Annotated in this window: 18 protein-coding genes and 1 pseudogene; 16 read left to right on the plus strand and 3 right to left on the minus strand. The window is 60.5% G+C overall.

Going from position 1 to position 19,480, the window contains the following annotated elements:
- Window positions 1–89: 89 nt before the first annotated feature.
- The 3 genes from PPUTUW4_RS18890 (at window position 90) to PPUTUW4_RS18900 (ending at window position 3,559) form a co-directional block, all read left to right on the plus strand.
- Complete coding sequence (locus tag PPUTUW4_RS18890) at window positions 90–1,442, plus strand: nucleobase:cation symporter-2 family protein (protein ID WP_015096122.1); 1,353 nt, start codon at window positions 90–92, stop codon at window positions 1,440–1,442.
- A 170-nt stretch (window positions 1,443–1,612) separates the two neighbouring features.
- A complete protein-coding gene (locus tag PPUTUW4_RS18895; protein ID WP_015096123.1) occupies window positions 1,613–2,398 on the plus strand; it encodes an outer membrane protein OmpK in 786 nt (261 codons plus the stop codon).
- A 375-nt stretch (window positions 2,399–2,773) separates the two neighbouring features.
- Window positions 2,774–3,559: an outer membrane protein OmpK gene (locus PPUTUW4_RS18900; protein WP_015096124.1), complete on the plus strand. Its 786-nt coding sequence runs from the start codon at window positions 2,774–2,776 to the stop codon at window positions 3,557–3,559.
- 143 nt (window positions 3,560–3,702) lie between these two features.
- On the opposite strand, the pseudogene PPUTUW4_RS18905 reads toward PPUTUW4_RS18900, so the two are convergent.
- A pseudogene (locus tag PPUTUW4_RS18905) lies at window positions 3,703–4,874 on the minus strand (patatin-like phospholipase family protein).
- A 151-nt stretch (window positions 4,875–5,025) separates the two neighbouring features.
- Window positions 5,026–5,958, minus strand: a complete 933-nt coding sequence (locus PPUTUW4_RS18910) for a lipid A biosynthesis lauroyl acyltransferase (protein WP_015096126.1) — start codon at window positions 5,956–5,958, stop codon at window positions 5,026–5,028.
- A 118-nt stretch (window positions 5,959–6,076) separates the two neighbouring features.
- Here PPUTUW4_RS18910 and minC point away from each other — a divergent pair, with 118 nt between their 5' ends.
- The 7 genes from minC to PPUTUW4_RS18940 all read left to right on the plus strand — a co-directional run bounded on the left by minC (window position 6,077) and on the right by PPUTUW4_RS18940 (window position 12,893).
- The gene (gene minC / locus PPUTUW4_RS18915; protein ID WP_007974945.1) at window positions 6,077–6,814 is read left to right on the plus strand and encodes a septum site-determining protein MinC; all 738 of its coding nucleotides are present in this window, start codon (window positions 6,077–6,079) and stop codon (window positions 6,812–6,814) included.
- A gap of 202 nt (window positions 6,815–7,016) precedes the next feature.
- Window positions 7,017–7,829, plus strand: coding sequence for a septum site-determining protein MinD (minD, locus tag PPUTUW4_RS18920; RefSeq protein WP_007974946.1), 813 nt, complete (start codon window positions 7,017–7,019; stop codon window positions 7,827–7,829).
- Between the two features lie 3 nt (window positions 7,830–7,832).
- Window positions 7,833–8,087, plus strand: a complete 255-nt coding sequence (gene minE, locus PPUTUW4_RS18925) for a cell division topological specificity factor MinE (RefSeq protein ID WP_007974947.1) — start codon at window positions 7,833–7,835, stop codon at window positions 8,085–8,087.
- Between the two features lie 91 nt (window positions 8,088–8,178).
- Window positions 8,179–8,814: an RluA family pseudouridine synthase gene (locus tag PPUTUW4_RS18930; RefSeq protein WP_015096127.1), complete on the plus strand. Its 636-nt coding sequence runs from the start codon at window positions 8,179–8,181 to the stop codon at window positions 8,812–8,814.
- A 209-nt stretch (window positions 8,815–9,023) separates the two neighbouring features.
- Window positions 9,024–10,313: a M18 family aminopeptidase gene (locus PPUTUW4_RS18935; RefSeq protein WP_007974949.1), complete on the plus strand. Its 1,290-nt coding sequence runs from the start codon at window positions 9,024–9,026 to the stop codon at window positions 10,311–10,313.
- 171 nt (window positions 10,314–10,484) lie between these two features.
- Window positions 10,485–10,661: a hypothetical protein gene (locus PPUTUW4_RS30070; protein ID WP_015096128.1), complete on the plus strand. Its 177-nt coding sequence runs from the start codon at window positions 10,485–10,487 to the stop codon at window positions 10,659–10,661.
- 126 nt (window positions 10,662–10,787) lie between these two features.
- Window positions 10,788–12,893 carry a mechanosensitive ion channel domain-containing protein gene (locus PPUTUW4_RS18940; RefSeq protein WP_227698101.1) on the plus strand — a complete coding sequence of 702 codons (2,106 nt, stop codon included), beginning with the start codon at window positions 10,788–10,790 and terminating at the stop codon, window positions 12,891–12,893.
- Between the two features lie 131 nt (window positions 12,894–13,024).
- On the opposite strand, the gene PPUTUW4_RS18945 is transcribed toward PPUTUW4_RS18940, so the two are convergent.
- The gene (locus PPUTUW4_RS18945; RefSeq protein ID WP_015096130.1) at window positions 13,025–13,738 is read right to left on the minus strand and encodes a UTRA domain-containing protein; all 714 of its coding nucleotides are present in this window, start codon (window positions 13,736–13,738) and stop codon (window positions 13,025–13,027) included.
- Window positions 13,739–14,101: 363 nt separating this feature from the next.
- Between PPUTUW4_RS18945 and PPUTUW4_RS18950 the strand changes: the two genes are divergently transcribed.
- From PPUTUW4_RS18950 to PPUTUW4_RS18975, 6 genes are all read left to right on the plus strand, one after another.
- Window positions 14,102–15,166 carry an ABC transporter substrate-binding protein gene (locus PPUTUW4_RS18950; RefSeq protein ID WP_015096131.1) on the plus strand — a complete coding sequence of 355 codons (1,065 nt, stop codon included), beginning with the start codon at window positions 14,102–14,104 and terminating at the stop codon, window positions 15,164–15,166.
- 178 nt (window positions 15,167–15,344) lie between these two features.
- Window positions 15,345–16,151 (plus strand): alkaline phosphatase family protein, encoded by an 807-nt coding sequence (locus tag PPUTUW4_RS18955; protein WP_015096132.1) that lies wholly within the window; start codon window positions 15,345–15,347, stop codon window positions 16,149–16,151.
- 5 nt (window positions 16,152–16,156) lie between these two features.
- Entirely contained in the window at window positions 16,157–16,993 is an 837-nt protein-coding gene (locus tag PPUTUW4_RS18960) for an ABC transporter permease subunit (protein WP_162139253.1), read from the plus strand.
- Window positions 16,980–17,780 carry an ABC transporter permease gene (locus tag PPUTUW4_RS18965; RefSeq protein WP_015096134.1) on the plus strand — a complete coding sequence of 267 codons (801 nt, stop codon included), beginning with the start codon at window positions 16,980–16,982 and terminating at the stop codon, window positions 17,778–17,780. Before PPUTUW4_RS18960 ends, PPUTUW4_RS18965 begins: the two co-directional genes overlap by 14 nt.
- Window positions 17,777–18,766: an ABC transporter ATP-binding protein gene (locus PPUTUW4_RS18970; RefSeq protein ID WP_007974966.1), complete on the plus strand. Its 990-nt coding sequence runs from the start codon at window positions 17,777–17,779 to the stop codon at window positions 18,764–18,766. Before PPUTUW4_RS18965 ends, PPUTUW4_RS18970 begins: the two co-directional genes overlap by 4 nt.
- 34 nt (window positions 18,767–18,800) lie before the next feature.
- Window positions 18,801–19,454: an HAD family hydrolase gene (locus tag PPUTUW4_RS18975; RefSeq protein WP_015096135.1), complete on the plus strand. Its 654-nt coding sequence runs from the start codon at window positions 18,801–18,803 to the stop codon at window positions 19,452–19,454.
- Window positions 19,455–19,480: the final 26 nt, after the last annotated feature.

The raw sequence follows: 19,480 nt of genomic DNA on the forward strand, positions 1-19,480 counted from the left end.
AATGTTATGGCCTCTTCGCGAGCAAGCCCGCTCCCACAGGTTTGCCCGATGCACAAAATCACAAGAATAAAAAAGATCCGAGGTGTTGCATGTCCGAGCTATCCGCAGCGCGCATCCCCGACGCACCCGCCATTCAGCGTTTGCCCCTCTTGCAACTGATCCTGGTCGGTTTGCAACATGTTCTGCTGATGTATGGTGGCGCCATCGCGGTGCCGCTGATCATCGGACAGGCCGCTGGCCTGAGTCGTGAAGAAATCGCCTTTCTGATCAACGCCGACCTGCTGGTGGCCGGTATTGCCACCATCGTCCAGTCCCTCGGCATCGGCCCCATGGGCATTCGCATGCCGGTGATGATGGGGGCCAGTTTCGCCGCCGTCGGCAGCATGGTCGCCATGGCCGGCATGCCCGGTATCGGCCTGCAAGGGATCTTCGGCGCGACCATCGCCGCCGGTTTCTTCGGCATGCTCATCGCCCCGTTCATGTCCAAGGTCGTTCGCTTCTTCCCGCCGCTGGTGACCGGCACGGTCATTACCTCGATTGGTTTGTCGCTGTTCCCCGTGGCCGTGAACTGGGCCGGCGGCGGTGCCGGCGCCGCTCAATTCGGCTCGCCGATCTACCTGACCATCGCCGCCCTGGTGCTGGGCACCATCCTGTTGGTCCACCGTTTCATGCGCGGCTTCTGGGTCAATATTTCCGTGCTGATCGGCATGTGCCTGGGCTACGTGCTCTGCGGCCTGCTCGGCATGGTCGACCTCAGCGGCATGGCTCAGGCGCCATGGCTGCAATTCGTCACCCCGCTGCACTTCGGCATGCCGAAATTCGAACTCGCACCGATCCTGTCGATGTGCCTGGTGGTGGTGATCATTTTCGTCGAGTCCACCGGGATGTTTCTTGCGCTGGGCAAGATCACCGGCCAGGAAGTCTGCCCACGGATGCTGCGTCGCGGTTTGCTGTGCGATGCCGGCGCCTCGTTCTTCGCCGGGTTCTTCAACACCTTCACCCACTCCTCCTTTGCCCAGAACATCGGCCTGGTGCAGATGACCGGCGTGCGCTGCCGCTCCGTGACCATCGTCGCCGGCGGTTTGCTGATCGTCCTGAGCCTGCTCCCCAAGGCCGCGTTCCTGGTGGCCTCGATCCCTCCGGCAGTTCTGGGTGGCGCAGCGATTGCGATGTTCGGCATGGTCGCCGCCACCGGCATCAAGATTCTCCAGGAAGCCGACATCGGTGACCGTCGCAACCAGTTGCTGGTGGCGGTGAGCATCGGCATGGGCCTGATCCCGGTGGTGCGCCCGGAGTTTTTCGCCCACCTGCCCGTATGGATGAGCCCGATCACCCACAGCGGCATTGCCATGGCCACCCTCAGCGCGCTGACGCTGAACCTGCTGTTCAACATCCTCGGTGGCGCCGAACGCGCGGCCATCAACGACTGCCACGCCCACTAAGACAGAAATACACACCCCCCTGTAGGAGCGAGCCTGCTCGCGATGAACCCGAGAACACCGCGTTTATCCAGATAACACGCGTAATCGTTGACGACCATCGCGAGCAAGCTCGCTCCTACAGGGGTAGGGGTTTCCTGCGCCTTGAAAATAAAAACAAGAGGGAGCAACAGATGATTCGCAAACAAACCAACCTGCTGTTGGGTGCCGGCCTGCTGGCCGCGAGTCAGGCCATGGCCGGCGATTTACTGCTGTGGCAAACCAACAGCCTGAGCTATCTGTACGGCAAGGATTTCGCGGTCAACCCGTCGATCCAGCAGACGATAACCTTCGAGCACGCCGACCGCTGGAAGTACGGCGACAACTTCATGTTCATCGACAGCACCTACTACAACGGCGAGAAAGACCGGAACAAAGGTGTCCACGCCTACTACGGCGAGTTCAGCCCGCGCCTCTCCCTGGGCAAGATCCTCGACCGTCGCTTCGAATTCGGCCCGATCAAGGACGTGCTGCTGGCCATGACCTACGAAAATGGCGAAGACGACACCGAGGCCTACCTGATCGGCCCCGGATTCGACCTGGCAGTACCGGGCTTCAATTTTTTCACCCTGAACTTCTATTACCGCCAGACCGAAGGCTCGCGTCCCGGCGACGATGTCTGGCAGATCACGCCGGCCTGGTCCTTCACCCTGCCATTGGGCAACTCGAACCTGTTGATCGACGGCTACATGGACTGGGTAGTGGATAACGACCAGAACGCCCATGGCACCTATCACGCCAACCTGCACTTCAACCCGCAGATCAAGTACGACCTGGGCAAGGCCCTGGGCTGGCGAGAGAAACAGGTGTACGTCGGCGCCGAATACAGCTACTGGAAAGACAAATACGGCATCGAAAACAGCGGCAAATTCGACACCAATGAAAACACCACCAGCCTGCTGGTGAAGGTGCATTTCTGATGCTGCCCCGCAACCGTGCGCCAAACCTGTCGTCGGTGCGCCGTTGCGGAGCACTTGAGACCTGGCCGAGGAGTCAGTATTCTCCGCGGCCGCCCGAATCCGGTTTAAAAAAAAGCCCGGATGTAAAACCTGACCAGCAGGCCAACTTATCCCGGCGCTGGCAGGCACCAAGGCACTCCACCCCCCTCTCAATCGACCGCTTTTGAGCCGTCGAGCGGGAGTTTTTTTGCTTTTTGAAAGCCTTGGCTCAGCTCTTGCTATCAGCACAAAGCTGACCGACTGGATGATTTTTTACCGCTACGGAAAAAGGCGCCACACCAGAGCGTCGACCTTAAAAAAATAACGTGGAACCACCTACTTTTTGGGAGCAACCGAATGAAACGTACGTGCACTAGCCTGATGCTGGCGGGATCGATGCTGGCCGGGGGCCAGGCCATGGCCGGCGATTTGCTGCAGTGGCAGAACAACAGCCTGACCTACCTGTATGGCAAGGACTTTCAGGTCAACCCGCGCATCCAGCAAACGGTGACCTTCGAACACGCCGATGGCTGGAAGTACGGTGACAACTTCTTCTTCATCGACAAGATCTTCTACAACGGCAAGGAAGACCACTTCGCGGGTGAAAACACCCACTATGGCGAGCTCAGCCCGCGCCTGTCGTTCAACAAGATCTTCGACCAGAAGTTCGAGTTAGGCCCGATCAAGGACGTCCTGCTGGCCATGACCTATGAGTTCGGCGAAGACGACACCGAGTCGTACCTGATCGGTCCAGGTTTCGACCTGGCCATCCCCGGCTTCGACTACTTCCAGTTGAACTTCTACAACCGTCACAGCGAAGGCGACCGCCCGGGCGACAACATCTGGCAGGTCACACCGGTCTGGTCCTACACCATCCCGGTGGGTGACTCGGACGTGCTGATCGACGGCTTCATGGACTGGGTGGTGGACAACGACGTCAACAGCAAAGGCGAATACCACGCCAACCTGCACTTCAACCCACAGGTCAAATACGACCTGGGCAAGGCGCTGAACCTGGGTGCCAAGCAGCTGTACGTCGGTGTCGAGTATGACTACTGGAAAAACAAGTACGGGATTGAAGACAGCCAAGGCTTCAAGACGGATCAGAGCGTGACCAGTTTCCTGGTCAAGGTTCACTTCTGATCATTTAATTCTGTAGGCGTCTGTATGGGCGCCTTCGCGAGCAAGCCCGCTCCCACATTTGATCTGCGCCGTACGCAATTATTGTGTTCGCTGAAAATCGAGTGTGGGAGCGGGCTTGCTCGCGAATGGCTGCACCACCTATCTCAAGCCGAGACTGCAGGCTCCGCCAAGCCGAGAAACCGGCATAACTCCCCGCGCTTGGCCAACGCATCGCTGCGCCCCAATTCGATCAACTCGCTGCAATACCCCGCCTCGAACAGCAGGTAGCTCAGTACCCCTGCCCCGCTGGTCTTGGTCGCACCCGGCCCCGCAGGAACAGACGCAGCGCCGCCGGCAACTCCTGACGATGTCGCGCGGCAATCTCATCGATCGGCTGGCTCGGTGAAATCACCAGCACGTCCACCGGCGCCACGCCCAATGCGCGGGTCGGTGTGCCGTCAGGCATCAGGTGACTGAACTGGTTCAGACGCTGCAACAGCTCGATGTCACTTTCCAGGCTGTCAATGAACGTGCTGTTGAGCATGTGCCCGCCGATCTGCGCCAAGGTCGGCTGCTGCCCGGTGTAGCTGCGCTGCAAGGGTTGTTGCGGGTCGATACCGCGGGGGTTGCCGCTGACGCCCACCACCAGCACCCGACTGGCGCCCAGATGCAGCGCCGGGCTGATCGGCGCCGACTGACGCACCGCGCCATCACCGAAATACTCTTCACCGATCTTCACCGGGGCGAACAGCAGCGGAATCGCTGAACTGGCGAGCAAGTGTTCAACCGACAGTCGGGTGGGAACGCCGATGCGTCGATGGCGCAACCAGGCATCGATCTTGCCGCCGCCCTGATAGAAAGTGACGGCCTGGCCGGACTCATAGCCGAACGCCGTGACCGCCACCGCATGCAATTGCTTCTGTGCGATCGCTTCGGCGATGCCCTCCATATGCAGCTTGTCGTTGAGCAGATCCCGCAGCGGCGAACTGTTGAGCAGCGCCACCGGAACCTGGGAACCGATGCCGAGCAAACTGTGGCTGACAAAGCGAGTGGCCTGGCGAATGACCCCGGGCCAGTCGCTGCGCAATACCAGAGGGCTGCGAAAGCCCTGCCAGAAGGCCGTCAGGCGCTGGATGGCATGACGAAAATCCATTGCCCCGCTGGCGAGGCTGACGGCGTTGATCGCGCCCGCCGAAGTGCCGACGATCACCGGAAACGGATTGCTCGCCCCCGGCGGCAGCAATTCGGCAATCGCCGCCAGCACCCCGACCTGATAAGCCGCCCGAGCCCCGCCGCCGGAAAGAATCAGCCCTGTAACCGGTTCAGCTGGACTCATGCACAACTCTCCATGGTGCTTGATGGGATGACGCTGCCTTGTAGGAGCGAGCCTGCTCGCGATGGACGTCAACGATAACGCGGGTAACCTGACGCCCCGTGGCGCTCTCCAGTCCATCGCGAGCAGGCTCGCTCCTACAGGGGATCGGGGTTCAACGGCGTTTGGCGTACAGCTTCGGCTCGCCCGGTGGACGGCTCTTGAAGCGGCGGTGGGCCCACAGGTATTGCTCGGGATATTGGCGCAGGACGCCTTCGATCCATTGGTTGATGCGAATGCAGTCTTCTTCCTCGGTTTCACCGGGGAAGCCTTCGAGCGGCGCATGGATCACCAGGCGATAACCGCTGCCGTCCGCCAGACGCTCCTGGGTGAACGGCACCACCAGCGCCTTGCCCAGCCGCGCAAACTTGCTCGTGGCGGTGACGGTCGCCGCCTGAATGCCGAACAGCGGCACGAAGATGCTTTGCTTGGCGCCGTAGTCCTGATCCGGCGCGTACCAGATCGCGCGGCCCGAGCGCAGCAATTTGAGCATACCGCGCACGTCTTCACGCTCTATCGCCAGCGAATCGAGGTTGTGCCGCTCGCGGCCCTGGCGCTGGATGTAGTCGAACAGCGGATTCTTGTGCTCGCGGTACATGCCGTCGATGGTGTGCTGCTGACCGAGCAACGCCGCGCCGATTTCCAGCGTGGTGAAGTGCAGCGCCATCAGGATCACGCCCTTGCCTTCGCGCTGGGCCTGCTGCAGATACTCCAGCCCTTCAACGTGAGCGAGACTCGCCAGGCGCTTGCGCGACCACCACCAGCTCATCGCCATTTCAAAAAACGCGATACCGGTGGAGGCGAAGTTTTCCTTGAGCAGGCGTTTGCGTTCGGCGGCGGTTTTTTCCGGAAAACACAGTTCCAGATTGCGCTTGGCAATGCGCCGTCTGTCGCCGGCCACGCGATACATCAATGCGCCCAATGCTCGGCCGATCCACAGCAGTGCCGGATACGGCAACTGGACGATGAGCCACAACAGCCCCAGGCCACACCACAACGGCCAGAAACGTGGAGATAGAAATGCTTTTCGAAAACGCGGGCGGTCCATTAATGCTTCCGGAATGACAATGGCCGCGCATTCTACATCGTTCGACCCGGCTTGCGGCCTGCGGGCGTTCTCGTTATAAGTCTCGGCACTTTTAGTGACAAGTCGTTGTATGCCGACCATGAGCCAAACCGAACCGCTAGACCAAGATCCCGTGTTCCAGTTGAAGGGCAGCATGCTGGCCATTACGGTGCTGGAACTGGCCCGTAACGACCTGGAAAGCCTTGATCGGCAACTGGCCGCCAAGGTCGCCCAGGCGCCCAACTTCTTCAGCAACGCGCCGCTGGTACTGGCCCTGGACAAACTCCCGGCCAACGAAGGCGCCGTCGATCTGCCCGGCCTGATGCGCGTATGCCGCCAGCACGGCCTGCGCACCCTGGCGATCCGCGCCAGCCGCATCGAAGACATTGCCGCCGCCATTGCGGTCGACCTGCCGGTGCTGCCACCGTCCGGTGCCCGGGAGCGTCCACTGGACCTGACCGAAGGCGAACCGAAGAAAAAACCGGAAAAACCGCCTGAACCGACCATCAAGCCGACAAAAATCATCACCTCGCCGGTACGTGGTGGCCAGCAGATTTATGCCCAGGGCAGCGATCTGGTGGTGATCTCCTCGGTCAGCCCGGGGGCGGAACTTCTCGCCGATGGCAACATCCATGTATACGGCCCGATGCGTGGTCGCGTATTGGCCGGCGTCAAGGGCGACACCAAGGCGCGGATTTTCTGTCAGCAAATGAGTGCTGAACTGATTTCCATTGCCGGACATTACAAGGTTTCCGAAGATCTGCGCCGCGATCCTCTGTGGGGTTCGGGTGTGCAGGTCAGCCTGTCCGGCGACGTGTTGAACATCATTCGGCTTTAACGGATACTGCCGCATTTTCCAAGCATCTCTAAAACGTAGCGAAAACGGCTCAAACGAAGTAGGAAAAAGGCCGAAAGCAGTGTTTACCGGGGGTAAGCGCCGCTCAAAACCGGATTCCAGCCAAGGCTGTCCGACTGCAGTAGTTTTTCAGGAGATGTTTTTCAGGGGCTGAAAAGTCCTTTTTCCTTAGGGGTGAAACACCTTGGCCAAGATTCTCGTGGTTACATCCGGCAAGGGTGGTGTGGGTAAGACCACCACCAGCGCCGCTATCGGTACCGGCCTCGCTCTGCGCGGCCACAAAACAGTTATCGTCGACTTCGACGTGGGCTTGCGTAACCTCGACCTGATCATGGGTTGCGAGCGCCGCGTGGTGTATGACTTCGTCAACGTGGTCAACGGCGAAGCCAACCTGCAACAGGCCCTGATCAAAGACAAGCGCCTGGAAAACCTCTACGTGCTGGCCGCCAGCCAGACCCGCGACAAAGACGCGCTGACCGTCGAAGGCGTGGAAAAAGTCCTGATGCAACTCAAGGAAGACTTTGAGTTCGTGGTCTGCGATTCCCCGGCGGGCATCGAGAAAGGCGCCCACCTGGCCATGTACTTCGCCGATGAAGCGATCGTCGTGACCAACCCGGAAGTGTCCTCGGTACGTGACTCCGACCGCATGCTCGGCCTGCTGGCCAGCAAGTCCCGTCGCGCCGAACGCGGCGAAGACCCGATCAAGGAACACCTGCTGATTACCCGTTATCACCCGGAGCGTGTGAGCAAAGGCGAAATGCTCGGCGTAGAAGACGTCAAGGAAATCCTTTCGGTGACTCTGCTCGGCGTGATCCCTGAATCCCAGGCGGTGCTCAAGGCATCCAACCAGGGTGTTCCGGTGATTCTCGACGACCAGAGCGATGCCGGCCAGGCCTACAGCGATACCGTTGACCGCCTGCTGGGCAAGACCGTGGATCATCGATTCCTTGATGTACAGAAGAAGGGATTCTTCGAGCGCCTGTTTGGAGGCAACTAAGCAATGAACCTTTTTGACTTCTTTCGTGCCAACAAAAAGCAAAGCACCGCGTCGGTAGCGAAAGAGCGTCTACAGATCATCGTGGCGCACGAACGCGGCCAACGCAGCACCCCGGACTACCTGCCGGCCTTGCAGAAGGAACTGGTCGAGGTGATCCGCAAGTACGTCAATATCGGGTCCGATGACGTGCACGTCGCACTGGAAAGCCAGGGCAGCTGCTCGATTCTGGAACTCAACATCACCCTGCCTGATCGCTGAGTCGATCCGCCAGGAGCCACGGCGGCTCAGGCCCCTTCTGCAACCGGAAGGGGCCTGAGCCGCCGTTGGCGTTTGTTACGAGGCTGTTTTAATGCCGCTGTCCAACATCCACATCATCCATCAGGACGCTGCCGTACTGGTGGTGAACAAACCGACCCTGTTGCTCTCTGTCCCTGGCCGGGCCGATGACAACAAGGACTGCCTGATTACCCGCCTGCAGGAAAACGGCTACCCGGAAGCGCGAATCGTCCATCGGCTGGACTGGGAAACGTCCGGCATCATCCTGCTGGCCCGCGACCCGGATACCCATCGCGAGCTGTCCCGGCAATTTCACGACCGCGAAACCGAAAAGGCCTACACCGCACTGTGCTGGGGTCAACCGGAACTGGACAGCGGCAGCATCGACCTGCCCTTGCGCTACGACCCGCCGACCAAGCCGCGGCATGTGGTCGATCATGAGTTCGGCAAACATGCGCTGACCTTCTGGCGCGTGCTGGAGCGTTGCGGCGACTGGTGCCGCGTTGAGCTGACACCGATTACCGGCCGCTCCCACCAGTTGCGCGTGCACATGCTTTCGATCGGTCATCCGCTGCTGGGTGACGGGCTCTATGCCCACGAGCAGGCGTTGGCGGCCTGGCCGCGCCTGTGTCTGCACGCGAGCATGCTGACCTTCACCCATCCGCAAAGTGGCGAGCGCCTGCGTTTCGAGTGCCCGGCACCGTTCTGAACGCAACGCACTCCCACCTGTAGGAGCGAGCTTGCTCGCGATGGTCGTCAACGATAACGCGGGAAGCCTGGCGCCCCGCGGTGTTCTTGGGACCATCGCGAGCAAGCTCGCTCCTACAGGGCGGGGCGGGGCGCCACTCCACCCGCACACCACCGCCAATTCCCTGACCAATACGTTAAACTGGCGCCACTGCTGTCTGGAGCTACTTTATGCGCGAAGAGTTGAACCAAGGCCTGATCGATTTCCTCAAGGCCTCCCCTACCCCGTTCCATGCCACCGCCAGCCTTGTTCAGCGCCTGGAAGCGGCGGGCTATCAACGCCTCGACGAGCGCGAGCCGTGGAATACCGAAGCCAACGGCCGCTACTACGTCACCCGCAATGACTCTTCGATTGTCGCGATCAAAATGGGCCGCCATTCGCCGCTGCACGGCGGCATTCGCCTGGTCGGCGCCCACACCGACAGCCCGTGCCTGCGCGTCAAGCCGCAACCGGAGCTGCAGCGCCAGGGTTTCTGGCAGTTGGGTGTCGAAGTCTATGGCGGCGCACTGCTGGCACCGTGGTTCGACCGCGACCTCTCCCTGGCCGGCCGCGTGACCTTCCGGCGTGACGGCAAGGTCGAGAGCCAGTTGATCGACTTCAAGGCCCCGGTCGCGATCATTCCGAACCTGGCGATTCACCTCAACCGCGAAGCCAACATGGGCTGGGCCATCAACGCACAGACCGAACTGCCGCCAATCCTCGCGCAATTCGCCGGTGACGAACGCGTGGACTTTCGCGCAGTGCTCACCGACCAGCTCGCCCGCGAACATGGCCTGAACGCTGATGTGGTGCTCGATTACGAGCTGAGTTTCTACGACACCCAAAGCGCTGCGGTCATTGGCCTGCATGGCGACTTCATTGCCGGCGCGCGCCTGGACAACCTGCTGTCGTGCTATGCCGGCCTGCAAGCACTGCTGACGGCCGACACCGACGAAACCTGCGTGCTGGTCTGCAACGACCACGAAGAAGTCGGTTCCTGCTCGGCCTGCGGTGCCGACGGCCCGATGCTTGAGCAAACCTTGCGTCGCCTGCTGCCTGAAGGGGATGAATTCGTACGCACCATTCAGAAATCCCTGCTGGTTTCGGCTGACAACGCCCACGGCGTGCACCCCAACTACGCCGACAAGCACGATGCCAACCACGGCCCGAAACTCAACGCCGGCCCAGTGATCAAGGTCAACAGCAACCAACGCTACGCCACCAACAGCGAAACCGCCGGGTTCTTCCGCCATCTGTGCATGGCTGAAGAAGTGCCGGTGCAAAGCTTCGTGGTGCGCAGTGACATGGGTTGTGGCTCGACCATCGGCCCGATCACCGCCAGCCACCTGGGCGTGCGCACCGTGGACATCGGCCTGCCGACGTTCGCCATGCACTCGATCCGCGAACTGTGCGGCAGCCACGACCTGGCACACCTGGTCAAGGTACTGAGCGCGTTCTACGCCTGCCGCGAATTGCCGTAAATCCTGTAGGAGCGAGCTTGCTCGCGATGGACGTGAACGGTCATGCGTGCTTACTGGATAAACGCGGCGCCCTGAAATCCATCGCGAGCAAGCTCGCTCCTACACACACATCACGCCGGCCGCGTCAAAAGCGGCCTAGACTTCAAGTATCCCTTCGACAAGGCTGTCTCCATGATTTCGATGTCCTCCTTCCACGCCATGCTGATCCCGATTCTTGCCGGGATGCTCCTGCTGGCCGTCGGTTTCAACTTTCGCGACAAAAATGCCGGTGTGTTCGCCATGTGGATCGGCATGCTGACCATCCTCGCGACCGTGGTGATCAAGATCCTCGCCAAACTCAACGAATAATTCATCGCCCTTGGCTCGCATTGATTTTGACGGGCTCGTACACTCGGTCGATCCGCTCCTTGCGAGGTTGACCGCCTAGTGTTCGCTCGTCTTTTTGCCCTTCCGTATTTTTTCCTTGTCTGCCTGATGCTGCTGCCAGTGGCACCTGCCCAGGCGGCCGGACTGCCAAGCCTGCTCGGCGGCCAGGCCAAGGCACAGCCCGAAGCACAGGAACCGTTGGGGCAGTCCCTGGACGAAGTGATCAAGTCACTGGAAAACGATCAGCAACGCACAAAGCTGCTGGCCGATCTGAAAAGGCTGCGTGACACCACCAAACAGGCCCAGCCGATTACCGAAGAAGGCGTGCTGGGCCTGATTGGCGGAACCCTGGCCACGATCGAAAAGAAATTTTCCGGCGACGACAGTCCGCTCACGCGCTGGTCCAGCGAGTTCGACCAGGCCCAGGAAGAGTTGATGGCCCTGGCGCTGCCGGCCAATGAATGGCTGCCGATGCTCTTTGCGTTCGCCATGATCCTGATGGTCTGGAGCCTGCTGGCCGCCGCGCTGATCTGGATCAGCCACCGCGTGCGCATGCGTTTCGGCCTGACTGAAGAACTGCCGCAGCACCCCCGTGCCCTGGACATGTTGCGCTTTGCCTTGCGCAAGCTCGGGCCATGGCTGATCGCCTTGGTGATCACGATCTACATGAGCTATGCCCTGCCCTCGTCCCTGGGTAAAAGCCTGGCCATGGTGCTGGCCTATGCGTTGGTCGTCGGCACCTGCTTCTCGGCCATCTGCGTGATTGCCTTTTCCCTGCTCGACGGCCCACACCGCCACCGCGCCTTGTACATTCTGCGGCACCAGGCGTTTCGACCGTTGTGGCTGATCGGCAGTTTCGCTGCGTTTGGCGAAGCACTGAGCGATCCAAAACTGGTCGACAGCCTCGGCAGCCATCTGGCCCATACGGCAGCCACGATTGCCAACGTCCTGGCAGCCTTGTCCACCGCCCGGTTCATCTTGCGTTTCCGCCGCCCGATCGCCCACCTGATCCGCAACCAGCCGCTGTCCCGACGCCTGACCCGCCGCGCCCTCAACGACACCCTCTCGATTCTCGGCACCTTCTGGTACGTGCCGGCGCTGGTGCTGGTGGCCATTTCCCTGTTCGCGACCTTCATTTCCGCCGGCGACACCAGCACGGCCCTACGCCAGTCGCTGATCTGCACCGTGTTGCTGGTGTTGTGCATGGTCATCAACGGCCTGGTACGCCGCCACGCCCTCAAACCCCAGCGTGGCATCCGGCGTTACGCCGTGTATTCGGAACGGCTGAAGAATTTCTTCTACACAATCCTCCACCTGTTGGTGTGGCTGGCCTTTATCGAACTCGGCCTGCGGGTCTGGGGCATGTCGTTGATCCGCTTTACCGAAGGCGACGGCCACGAAGTCAGCGTCAAGTTGTTCAGCCTCGCCGGCACGCTGCTGTTCGCCTGGTTGATCTGGATTCTCAGCGACACCGCCGTGCATCACGCACTGACCCGCTCGCGCAAAGGCCTGGCCAATGCCCGCGCGCAGACGATGATGCCGCTGATTCGCAACGTGCTGTTCGTGGCCATTTTCATTGTCGCGCTGATCGTTGCCCTGGCGAACATGGGCATGAACGTCACGCCCCTGCTGGCCGGTGCCGGGGTGATCGGTCTGGCCATCGGCTTTGGTGCGCAATCGCTGGTAGCCGACCTGATTACCGGATTGTTCATCATCATCGAAGACTCACTGGCCATCGACGACTACGTGGATGTCGGCGGCCACCTCGGCACGGTCGAAGGCCTGACCATCCGCACCGTGCGCCTGCGGGACATCGACGGCATCGTCCACACCATTCCGTTCAGTGAAATCAAAAGCATCAAGAACTACTCCCGGGAATTCGGCTACGCAATCTTCCGGGTAGCGGTGCCGGCCAACATGGACATCGACAACGCCATCAAACTGATGCGCGAAGTCGGCCAGAAAATGCGCACCGATCCGTTGCAGCGGCGCAATATCTGGTCGCCGCTGGAGTTCCAGGGAGTGGAAAGTTTCGAGTCGGGCAACGCGATCCTGCGCGCCCGATTCAAGACCGCGCCGATCAAGCAGTGGGAAGTGTCGCGAGCGTTCAACCTGTCACTCAAGCGGCACATGGATGAAGCCGGGCTGGACCTGGCGACACCGCGGATGAGCATTCAGGTGATTACCGCGGGTGGTGGCCCGCAGGATGAATAGCCCCTGTAGGAGCGAGCTTGCTCCGGGCGGCGTTCCGACGATGAACTCAAGAACACCGCGTTTAGCCAGTAAACACGCGTAATCGTTAACGACCATCGCGAGCAAGCTCGCTCCTACAGGAAGGTCGGACGCTAGACAACATCCACACCGACATGAATTGCATCATGTCGCCAGAACTCCAGGTCGCAGTCGATCAGTCGTTCATGCTGGTCATAGTTGACACGGGCAATCCGCAAGCCCGGGCTACCCGCCGACACCTTCAGCGCTGCCGCCGCATCCACCGACAACGCCGTGGGCACAATCTCGAAGCGCACCCGTCCGTAGTGCAAATCGTAATGCCGCGCATACAACTCGGTGATCGACTGATTCAAATCGAAGTCGAGGATTCCCGGAAAGTACTGCGGGTTCAGATAGTGCTCCACATACAGCACCAGCCGCCCGTCGATCCGCCGTGAGCGGCAGATCTGGATCACGCTCGACAGCGCCGGCAATTGCAGCCAGGCACAAACGGCCGCCGACGCGGGTTGCAATCGCGCCGAAATCACCTCGGTGGACGGCACCCGCCCCTGGGCACTGACCATCGCGTGAAAGTGGCTGCGCTGCATCAGGTTGTACGCCAGGCGTGGCGGTGAGACGAACCAGCCACGTCGTTCCTCGCGATAGATTTGCCCCTGCGACTCCAGCTGCAACAACGCCTCACGCAAAGTGATCCGCGTGGTGCCGAACAATTCACTGAGCTTGCGCTCGGCCGGCAATTTGCTGCCAGGGGTCAACAGGCCGTGGTCGATCTGCTCCTGAAGCACCTGGCCGATGGCTGTTACCGCTTTTGTTGCCTCGTCACGCATCAATGTTTCCTATCTGGACTAGACCAGCACCAATTCAGGGCAGAACCGCCGCGCAAACCGGCTCATTCAATAGTCTGCAAGCGTAGGCAGCGTAGATGACCGAGATGTGACAAAGCTGCCCAACGGTCGCCATTCTGCGAACTCGAAAACCTGCAATTCATCGGCCAAGTCCCTTGCCAGCCGAGGCCTTGACCATGGTCTACGCTTATCAGGCCAGTCGCGATACCGCTGAACAAAAAGTCCTCCAGGGCGACGAGCGACATCAAAGTGTCATCCAGCCCCCTTAAATTGGCTCAGGTATTGCTGACCTAGACCAACACAAACCGCAATCGCAGCGTTGAACACGACCCAAGGAGCTTCGGAATGAAAAAGCTTTTCCTGGCATCACTGTTAGGCTCGACCATCGCAATGTGCACTGCCGCCATGGCGGCCGATGATTTGAAAACCCTGGAAGCCGCTGCGAAAGCGGAAGGCGCCGTCAACAGCGTCGGCATGCCCGATGACTGGGCCAACTGGGCCGGCACCTGGAAAGACCTGAGCGACAAGTACGGCCTCAAGCACATCGACACCGACATGAGCTCGGCCCAGGAGATCGCCAAGTTCGCCGCGGAGAAAGACAACGCCAGCGCCGACATCGGCGACGTCGGTGCAGCGTTCGGTCCGATCGCGGTCAAGCAAGGCGTGGTCCAGCCCTACAAGCCTTCCACCTGGGATCAGGTGCCAGCCTGGGCCAAGGACAAGGACGGCAACTGGGCACTGGCCTACACCGGCACCATCGCCTTCATCGTCAACAAGAAGTTGCTACACGGCTCCGAAGCCCCGACCAAATGGGCTGACCTCAAGAGCGGCAAATACAAGGTGTCCATCGGTGATGTGAGCACTGCAGCCCAGGCAGCCAACGGCGTACTGGCTGCGGCACTGGCCAACGGTGGCGACGAGAAAAACCTCAAGCCCGCCCTGGATCTGTTCGCCGACATCGCCAAGCAAGGTCGCCTGTCGATGTCCAACCCGACGATTGCCACCATGGAAAAAGGCGAAATCGAAGTCGGCGTGGTCTGGGACTTCAACGGCCTGAGCTACAAGGCCAAGATGGCCAACCCGGATGACTACGTGGTGCTGATCCCGTCCGACGGCTCGGTGATTTCCGGTTACACCACCATCATCAACAAGTACGCGAAAAACCCGAACGCCGCCAAGCTGACCCGCGAATACATCTTCAGCGACGCCGGCCAGATCAACCTGGCAAAGGGCAACGCCCGTCCGATCCGTGCCGAGCACATCACACTGCCGGCCGACGTGAAGGCCAAGCTGCTGCCTAATGAGCAGTACAAGAAAGTGACGCCGATCAAAGACGCGGATGCGTGGGAAAAGACCTCCAAGGCCCTTCCTCAGAAGTGGCAGGAAGAAGTCATTATCAATATGCAATAACCGGGAAGATCCCCATTTCGGGATCTGATGGCGATCCAAATGTGGGAGCGGGCTTGCTCGCGAAAGCGGTGCGTCAGTCGACATCGATGCAGGATGTCAGTCCGTTTTCGCGAGCAAGCCCGCTCCCACAGTGGATCGAGTGAGCTTCGAATATCTGTTTCACGGAGTTTTGCCCCCTATGAAGCACAACGTCATCCTTGTGGTGCTCGACGGCCTCAACTACGAGGTCGCCCGTCACGCCATGGGGCACCTGCAGGCGTACGTCGGTGCAGGACGAGCGGCACTCTACAAGCTGGAGTGCGAATTGCCGGCCCTGTCCCGCCCGCTGTACGAATGCATCCTGACCGGCGTTTCGCCCATCGACAGCGGTATCGTCCACAACAACGTTTCGCGCCTGTCCAACCAGCGCAGCATCTATCACTACGCCAGCGACGCAGGTCTTGTCACCGCGGCGGCGGCCTATCACTGGGTCAGCGAACTGTACAACCGTTCGCCCTTCGTGGCGGCACGGGACCGCCACACCGACGACCCGCAACTGCCGATCCAGCATGGGCATTTCTACTGGAACGACCACTACCCCGATTCGCACCTGTTCGCCGACGCCGAAAACCTGCGCCAGCGCCATGCGCCGCACTTTTTACTGATCCACCCGATGAACATCGACGACGCCGGGCACAAGCACGGCCTCGACACCCCGCAGTACCGCAACAGCGCGCGCTCGGTCGACATCATCCTGGCCGATTACCTGCAAGGCTGGCTCGATGCCGGTTATCAGGTGCTGGTCACTGCCGACCACGGCATGAACAACGACCGCTCCCACAACGGCCTGCTGCCGGAAGAACGTGAGGTGCCGTTGTTCGTTCTCGGTGACGCATTCAGCTTCGACGCCGGTGCAGCGCCGAAACAGACCGAGATCTGCGGCACCATCTGCGAGTTGCTGGGCGCGCCCCACGACAAACCGGTCTGCCGGGAGCTGCTCAAGTGAATGCCATGACCCGCAGTAAATGGCTGGCAGCCTTATGCCTGGTTCCGTTCGCACTGTTCTTCATCGTGTTCGAGATCGCACCGCTGACCTGGGTGATGATCAACAGCCTGCAATCGGAAGAATTCGGCTGGGGCCTGGCCAACTTCAACAAAATCTTCAGTTCGAAGTTTTACCTGCAGGCGATCCAGTACAGCCTCGAGATCAGCTTCTGGTCCAGCGTGTTCGGGATCATCATCGCGATACTGGGCGCCTACTCCCTGCGCCGGGTCGATTCGAAACTGCGCAACTTCGTCAACGCCTTCGCCAACATGACCAGCAACTTCGCCGGCGTGCCCCTGGCCTTTGCGTTCATCATTTTGCTCGGCTTCAACGGCAGCTTCACCATCATGCTCAAGCAGGCCGGCATCATCCAGGATTTCAACCTGTACTCGAAAACCGGGCTGATCATTCTCTACACCTACTTCCAGATTCCCCTCGGCGTGCTGCTGCTATACCCGGCCTTCGATGCGCTACGCGAAGACTGGCGAGAGTCCGCTGCGCTACTCGGCGCCGACAGTTGGCAGTACTGGCGGCACATCGGATTGCCGGTGTTGACGCCGGCACTGCTGGGCACCTTCGTGATCCTGCTGGCCAACGCCCTCGGTGCCTACGCCACGGTGTACGCCCTGACCACCGGCAACTTCAACGTGCTGCCGATCCGCATTGCGGCGATGGTGTCCGGTGACATTTCCCTGGACCCGAACCTGGCCAGCGCCCTGGCCGTGGTACTGGTGGCCTTGATGACCCTGGTGACCATCGTGCATCAGTTGCTGTTGAAGAGGAGCTACCATGTCTCGCGCTGAACTGGGGCCCGCCGGTGTCTACCACCGCGTCGTGGTTTACCTGTTGTTTGCCATCCTGCTGTTGCCGCTGGCCGGCACACTGGTCTATTCGATCGCCAGCAGTTGGTCGGCCACCATTCTGCCCAGCGGCTTCACCCTCAAGTGGTACATCCAGCTGTGGAGCGATCCGCGCTTCCTGCATGCGTTCGGGCAATCGCTGCTGGTCTGCGTCGGCTCACTGATTCTTTCCGTGGTGCTGATCCTGCCGTTGCTGTTCGTGGTGCATTACCACTTCCCGAAACTCGATGCGCTGATGAACATCCTGATCCTGCTGCCCTTCGCCGTGCCACCGGTGGTGTCGTCGGTGGGGCTGCTGCAGCTCTATGGTTCCGGACCGTTCGCCATGGTCGGTACACCCTGGATCCTGATCGGTTGCTACTTCACCGTGGCGCTGCCGTTCATGTACCGGGCGATCACCAACAACCTGCAGGCGATCAACCTGCGCGACCTGATGGACGCCGCCCAGTTGCTCGGCGCCAGCACCTGGCAAGCCGCCTTCCTGGTGGTGCTGCCGAACCTGCGCAAGGGGCTGATGGTGGCGCTGCTGCTGTCGTTCTCGTTCCTGTTCGGTGAGTTCGTGTTCGCCAACATCCTCGTCGGCACCCGCTACGAAACCCTGCAGGTCTACCTCAACAACATGCGCAACAGCAGCGGTCATTTCACCAGTGCGCTGGTGATTTCCTACTTCTTCTTTGTGCTGGTTCTGACCTGGATTGCCAATATCTTGAACAGGGACAAAAGCGAATGAGCTATGTCAGCGTCCAACATCTTCAGAAAAGCTTCGCCGGCACCACAGTGTTCAGCGACATCAATTGCGAAATCCAGAAAGGTGAGTTCGTCACCCTGCTCGGCCCCTCCGGCTGCGGCAAATCCACCCTGCTGCGCTGCATCGCCGGCCTGACTTCGGTGGATGGCGGCAAAATCCTGCTCGATGGTGCCGATATCGTGCCGGTGAGCCCGCAGAAACGCGGGATCGGCATGGTGTTCCAGAGCTATGCGCTGTTCCCCAACATGACCGTGGAGCAAAACGTCGCCTTCGGTCTGCGCATGCAAAAGGTCAATGCCGATGACAGCCACAAACGCGTCGCCGAAGTACTGAAACTGGTGGAGCTGCAGGACTTCGCCGCACGCTATCCACATCAGCTGTCCGGCGGCCAATGCCAGCGCGTCGCCCTCGCCCGCTCGCTGGTGACCCGGCCACGCCTGTTGCTGCTGGACGAACCGCTGTCGGCGCTGGATGCGCGCATTCGCAAGCACCTGCGCGAACAGATCCGTCAGATCCAGCGCGAACTGGGCCTGACCACGATTTTCGTTACACACGATCAGGAAGAAGCCCTGACCATGTCTGACCGCATTTTCCTGATGAATCAGGGGAAAATCGTACAAAGCGGCGACGCCGAAACCCTCTACACTGCGCCGGTGGATGTGTTCGCTGCCGGTTTCATCGGCAACTACAACCTGCTGGACGCCGACAGCGCCTCGAAGCTGCTGCAGCGGCCAATCAACAAGCGCATCGCCATTCGCCCGGAAGCCATCGAACTGAGCCTCAACGGCGAACTGGACGCGCAGGTGCGCAGCCACAGCCTGTTGGGCAACGTAATCCGCTACCGGGTCGAAGCCCGGGGCGTGGAACTGGTGGTGGATGTGCTGAACCGCTCGGCGGCCGACCTGCATCCCGATGGTCAGCGCCTGGCGCTTTCCATCGATCCGACGGCCCTGTGTGAGGTAGCCTGATGCCTTTGCTTATGCTGAAGAGAGAACTGCACTGATGGCCCTGGCAATTTTTGATCTGGACGAAACCCTGATCCACGGCGACTGCGCCTCACTGTGGAGCGAGCAAATGGTTCGCCTCGGCTGGGTCGACGGCGAATCGTTCCTGCGTCGCGACAAGGAATTGATGGATGCCTACGGCAGGGGCCATCTGGCCATGGAAGACTACATGGCCTTCAGCCTGGAACCGTTGATTGGTCGTACGCCTGAAGAAGTCGCGCACTTGATTGGTCCGTGGGTGGAGGACTACATCGAGCCAATCATTTTCAGTGACGCCACCAAAGCCATCGCGGCGCATCGCAAGGCCGGCGACCGGATTCTGGTGATCTCGGCCTCGGGCACCCATCTGGTCGGTCCCATCGCCGAGCGCCTGGGCATCGACGAAATTCTGGGCATCGAACTGGAAGTGGCCCACGGCGCTTACACCGGCCATACCGTGGGCACCCTGACCTACCGCGAAGGCAAGATCACCCGCTTGCTGGAGTGGCTGGATGCGGAGGAGGAAAACCTCGAAGGCGCGAGTTTCTATTCCGACTCACGTAATGATTTGCCGCTGTTGCTGAAGGTGGACTACCCGCATGTGGTCAATCCTGACCCCGTGTTGCGCGAGCAGGCCGAAAAGGCCGGGTGGCCGATCCACGACTGGAAATAACCCGCCCCCCTGTGGGAGCGAGCTTG

Source organism: Pseudomonas sp. UW4 (genome assembly GCF_000316175.1).
GTDB lineage: Bacteria > Pseudomonadota > Gammaproteobacteria > Pseudomonadales > Pseudomonadaceae > Aquipseudomonas > Aquipseudomonas laurylsulfatiphila.

What these genes read in the sequence shown, in the direction of transcription:
- PPUTUW4_RS30070 (WP_015096128.1), top strand. Translation starts at nt 10,485, where the DNA reads ATGATTTCGATGTCCTCCTTCCACGCCATGCTGATCCCGATTCTTGCC.
- PPUTUW4_RS18935 (WP_007974949.1), top strand. Translation starts at nt 9,024, where the DNA reads ATGCGCGAAGAGTTGAACCAAGGCCTGATCGATTTCCTCAAGGCCTCC.
- minE (WP_007974947.1), top strand. Translation starts at nt 7,833, where the DNA reads ATGAACCTTTTTGACTTCTTTCGTGCCAACAAAAAGCAAAGCACCGCG.
- PPUTUW4_RS18895 (WP_015096123.1), top strand. Translation starts at nt 1,613, where the DNA reads ATGATTCGCAAACAAACCAACCTGCTGTTGGGTGCCGGCCTGCTGGCC.
- PPUTUW4_RS18975 (WP_015096135.1), top strand. Translation starts at nt 18,801, where the DNA reads ATGGCCCTGGCAATTTTTGATCTGGACGAAACCCTGATCCACGGCGAC.
- PPUTUW4_RS18910 (WP_015096126.1), bottom strand. Translation starts at nt 5,958, where the DNA reads ATGGACCGCCCGCGTTTTCGAAAAGCATTTCTATCTCCACGTTTCTGG.
- PPUTUW4_RS18960 (WP_162139253.1), top strand. Translation starts at nt 16,157, where the DNA reads ATGACCCGCAGTAAATGGCTGGCAGCCTTATGCCTGGTTCCGTTCGCA.
- PPUTUW4_RS18900 (WP_015096124.1), top strand. Translation starts at nt 2,774, where the DNA reads ATGAAACGTACGTGCACTAGCCTGATGCTGGCGGGATCGATGCTGGCC.
- PPUTUW4_RS18930 (WP_015096127.1), top strand. Translation starts at nt 8,179, where the DNA reads ATGCCGCTGTCCAACATCCACATCATCCATCAGGACGCTGCCGTACTG.
- minC (WP_007974945.1), top strand. Translation starts at nt 6,077, where the DNA reads ATGAGCCAAACCGAACCGCTAGACCAAGATCCCGTGTTCCAGTTGAAG.
- PPUTUW4_RS18940 (WP_227698101.1), top strand. Translation starts at nt 10,788, where the DNA reads ATGCTGCTGCCAGTGGCACCTGCCCAGGCGGCCGGACTGCCAAGCCTG.
- PPUTUW4_RS18965 (WP_015096134.1), top strand. Translation starts at nt 16,980, where the DNA reads ATGTCTCGCGCTGAACTGGGGCCCGCCGGTGTCTACCACCGCGTCGTG.
- PPUTUW4_RS18890 (WP_015096122.1), top strand. Translation starts at nt 90, where the DNA reads ATGTCCGAGCTATCCGCAGCGCGCATCCCCGACGCACCCGCCATTCAG.
- PPUTUW4_RS18945 (WP_015096130.1), bottom strand. Translation starts at nt 13,738, where the DNA reads ATGCGTGACGAGGCAACAAAAGCGGTAACAGCCATCGGCCAGGTGCTT.
- PPUTUW4_RS18955 (WP_015096132.1), top strand. Translation starts at nt 15,345, where the DNA reads ATGAAGCACAACGTCATCCTTGTGGTGCTCGACGGCCTCAACTACGAG.
- PPUTUW4_RS18950 (WP_015096131.1), top strand. Translation starts at nt 14,102, where the DNA reads ATGAAAAAGCTTTTCCTGGCATCACTGTTAGGCTCGACCATCGCAATG.
- PPUTUW4_RS18970 (WP_007974966.1), top strand. Translation starts at nt 17,777, where the DNA reads ATGAGCTATGTCAGCGTCCAACATCTTCAGAAAAGCTTCGCCGGCACC.